We start from the raw sequence: 3,398 nt of genomic DNA on the forward strand, positions 1-3,398 counted from the left end.
CCGGAGAGGTCCCGCCGCGGTTGAAGAGCGTTGCTTACCAGAGGCCCCAGGTGAAGGCCTGGTTCTCCGACGTCGTGTAGCAGGTGAACTGCATCATGTCGGCGCCGTTCAACCTCGAGTTGGCCTCCACCGCCATGCACTTGCCGGTGCCCCGGTTCTTGAGCTGGTAGTAGTCAGCGCTCCCGGAGGTGAAGAGCTTGATCGGCAGCCACTGGTCGTTGAGGCGGGCGTCGCCGCACACCTGCGTGGCGATCTTCGCCCGTTCGGTGGTCACCGCGCCGCGGACGGCCATGCACCGTCCGCCGTTGTTGAACGAGATGTGGTAGTAGCCCGAGCTGGTCGTGGTGAAGGTCCAGTTGCGGTTCGGCCCGCCCTCGCAGAGGTGCTGGTCGACCACGATGTTGAGCGAGGACGAGAAGGCCTCCGGCGACAGGCAGTAGTCGTTCGTGAAGGGCTGGATCACCCACGGGCCGGAGGAGGCCGCCGCCGCCGGGCTGCCGGTGCCGACCAGCATCGCCGCGATCATGGTGAGCACCGTCATGAGGCCGGTCATCGTCTTGCGCTTCATGTAAAGCCTTTCGTCGTCCACTGTGGAGAGATGCCAAGGCTAGACGATTGCCATCGATGCACGCCAATCGGGCCGGAACGGTCGGCGAAGGGCCAGGTCACGCGTCCGGATCACTCGAAGAACTTGATGCTGAACCCGGTGTCGGCCGTCGGGCCGGGCACGTTGGCACGGCGGTAGGTGGTGTTGCCCCACCAGCAGAAGGTGCCGGTGTACCAGTAGCGGTTCGCCCAGGAGTACGCGGTGCCCTTGGGCACCCCGTGGTACATCAGCGGGAACCTCGGCCCGGCGGGCGGGCTCGTCGCGATGTCGCCGTTGAGCAGCACGAAGCTGTGGTGGCCAGGCCCGTTCACGTGCAGGGTGGGGTCCCAGCCGGCCATCATGGTGGCCCGGTTCGAGCCGAACAGGCAGCCGTTCGACTTGTACCAGTCCCACACGTACATCGGGTCGCCGCCGGCGCGCAGCCGCAGGTCGGCGAGGCAGTACTGGTCGCTCCAACTGCCGTTGGCCGAGTAGACGATGTGCAGCTGCCCGTTGGGGTCCCGGATCGCCTCGGGGGACTCGTTGATGAACGGGTTGCCGACGACGCGCTCCCAGCTCTCGCGTGGCTGGGAGATGACGTACCGGCCACCGGTCGGGGTGAGGGGGTCGCTCATCCGGCTGAGGTAGATGTTCTGCTCGACGTTGGTGTCCCCGGCCCAACCGGACCAGACGAACCACCGCTGGCCGTTGAAGGTGAACAGGCTGCCGTCGATGGCCCACCTGCCGTCGGGCAGTGCGAGCTGCCGTTCGGCCGTGTAACCGCTGGCCGGTGACGCCGAGTGGATCGCGTACATCCGGTGGGCGGCGCCGCGCCCGGCCGAGAAGTAGATGTAGTAGCGCCCGCCATCGGTGACGATCTCCGGGGCCCAGACCTCACCGAGGTTGCGGCTGTCCGTCCAGACCTGCCGCGCGGACGCGGCGGCCAGCGCGTCGGGGGAGGCCGCCTGCCGCACGGCGATCCCGCCGTTGACCGACTGCACGGAGATGTAGGTGCCGCCGACGCGGATCACGCTCGGGTCGGCAGCGCGCAGGCCGGTCTGCCCGGCCGCCGCCGGTGCCACGCCGACCAGGGGCAGGCCGGCGGCGAGCACGACGGCCAGCAGGATGGAGAGGAAGCGCGGAAGGGGTCGGCTATCGACGTTCACCATCGGGACACCTCTCCTCGAACGGAGCTGGCGGTAACAATCGACAGCCCTAGATTAGGGCAAAGGGTGCCGCGCCACAGTGTTTCCGCGAGCCGGTCTCGGCACTCGCGGGCATGGGTGCGCTAGCGTCTGGCCTCATGGAGCCCCTGGACGTGGTCCTTGCCGTCGTGTGCGCCGCGGCCAACCTGGCCGTGGCCGCCGTGCTGCTCGTCAGAAGCCGCGGTGGCGTGGCCGCGCCCCGGATCTTCGGCCGCCCGCAGCCCCTTCCACGCCTGCGGGCCGCGATGCATGCCTGTCTGGGGCTGGGACTGGGCGTCGGCATGCTCGTCAAGGACGCCTTCCCGCCGGATTCCACCGGCGACGCGGTGGTGTTCCACATGGTGAGGATCGTGCTGGTGGCTGGCTTGGTCACCGCCCTGCTGAGCGCCTTCCGGTACCCGCGGACCGGGCGCTGAGCGCCGCGATCCGGGACGGAAGTCCGACGTTGTGTGTTCGCTCGTTCACTCAGGGTCCAATCTGGAAGCCGGCTCGCCGTGGGGGCAGTCGGTACACAGTGGACAGTGGAGGTTCGGATGCTGATCATCGCGGAGGAGAAGGACGCCTACCCACCGAACGGTCAGATCCCCAACCTGGAGACCGACGAGAAGGCGTGCGTCGACATCCTGACCAGGATCCAACCGCTCATGCCCGCCGACCTGCGCGGTGAGGTGGTCGGTGCGTTGATCAACTGGTCGGAGAGTGCGCTGAAGCCCGATCAGAGCTTCGGTACGTGGGCCGAAGCCGTCACCGCCGCGACCGGCTACGCGCAGCGCGATGCCGCGCGTGCCACCGAGAGCAGTCAGCGGCGTCGTGACCAGGCCACTGACGGTGTCGACCTGGTGAAGCTCAACGCGGCGGTGGGGAGTACGGGCAAGACCGGCGACCCGCAGATCGCGTTGCGCGACGAGAGCCGCAGGTGGGCCAACTGCGGAATGGCGGCGTTCCAGATTCGCGAGCAGTTGCGCACCGCGGGCGGCAAGCCGGCCCGACTGTCGCACGATACCTATGGGGCTGGCGGCGGCGAAGCGCTCAAGAAGGCGCTCCTCGCCACGCCGGCCAGCGACGCTACCGTCCTGCTGCTCGACTGCCAGTTTCCGCAGGTGCACAACTTCATCATCGAGGTGCACCGCGACGGGTCGCGCTACCTGGCCCAGGGCTACCAGGGCACCTACTTCGCCCACTGGTGGCTCGGAATCAACAACAGCTACTCCTCCGAGGAGGTCCCGGCCGAGATTCTCGCCCTGCGCGAGCGGTACGGGTTGGGTCGGGCGATCAGCCCGGAGGACTACGCGACCCTGCTCGACGGCCTGGTCGCGACCATCTCAACCGACTGGCAGGAGACCGCGAAACAGTGGCCGGCGTTGCCGTTCAACCCTGACCGGCAGGAGATCGACGGGATCCGCCGCCGGTCCGGATCGCCGACCCTCCTCGTCGAGGTGTTCGAGCTGAGCGAGCCTGCAGTGGCTCGCAAGGCACTCGGCGACACTGGCGTCGCGTCGCTCAGCGAGCTGGCCGTCCGAGGAATGGCGACTGCCTGACGAGGGTGGTCCCGGCCGGCGTGCAGCCCGGCGGGAACGCGACACCGCGGCGGGACCCCGGCACGGTCC

At 68.5% G+C, this 3,398-nt stretch carries 4 protein-coding genes; 2 read left to right on the forward strand and 2 right to left on the reverse strand.

Going from position 1 to position 3,398, the window contains the following annotated elements:
• Positions 1 to 34 precede the first annotated feature (34 nt).
• A complete protein-coding gene (locus tag AB0B48_RS32460) occupies positions 35 to 568 on the reverse strand; it encodes an RICIN domain-containing protein (RefSeq protein WP_357208329.1) in 534 nt (177 codons plus the stop codon).
• Between the two features lie 110 nt (positions 569 to 678).
• On the reverse strand, positions 679 to 1,755 hold the full coding sequence (locus AB0B48_RS32465) for a glycoside hydrolase family 43 protein (RefSeq protein WP_357208332.1): 1,077 nt from the start codon (positions 1,753 to 1,755) through the stop codon (positions 679 to 681).
• Positions 1,756 to 1,889: 134 nt separating this feature from the next.
• Between AB0B48_RS32465 and AB0B48_RS32470 the strand changes: the two genes are divergently transcribed.
• A complete protein-coding gene (locus tag AB0B48_RS32470; RefSeq protein WP_357208335.1) occupies positions 1,890 to 2,207 on the forward strand; it encodes a hypothetical protein in 318 nt (105 codons plus the stop codon).
• 117 nt (positions 2,208 to 2,324) lie between these two features.
• Positions 2,325 to 3,329: a hypothetical protein gene (locus tag AB0B48_RS32475; RefSeq protein WP_357208337.1), complete on the forward strand. Its 1,005-nt coding sequence runs from the start codon at positions 2,325 to 2,327 to the stop codon at positions 3,327 to 3,329.
• Positions 3,330 to 3,398 lie beyond the last annotated feature (69 nt).

Origin of the sequence: Micromonospora sp. NPDC049089, assembly GCF_040648775.1 — a bacterium.
Classification (GTDB): Bacteria; Actinomycetota; Actinomycetes; order Mycobacteriales; family Micromonosporaceae; genus Micromonospora.

What these genes read in the sequence shown, in the direction of transcription:
- AB0B48_RS32460 (WP_357208329.1), bottom strand. Translation starts at nt 568, where the DNA reads ATGAAGCGCAAGACGATGACCGGCCTCATGACGGTGCTCACCATGATC.
- AB0B48_RS32465 (WP_357208332.1), bottom strand. Translation starts at nt 1,755, where the DNA reads ATGGTGAACGTCGATAGCCGACCCCTTCCGCGCTTCCTCTCCATCCTG.
- AB0B48_RS32470 (WP_357208335.1), top strand. Translation starts at nt 1,890, where the DNA reads ATGGAGCCCCTGGACGTGGTCCTTGCCGTCGTGTGCGCCGCGGCCAAC.
- AB0B48_RS32475 (WP_357208337.1), top strand. Translation starts at nt 2,325, where the DNA reads ATGCTGATCATCGCGGAGGAGAAGGACGCCTACCCACCGAACGGTCAG.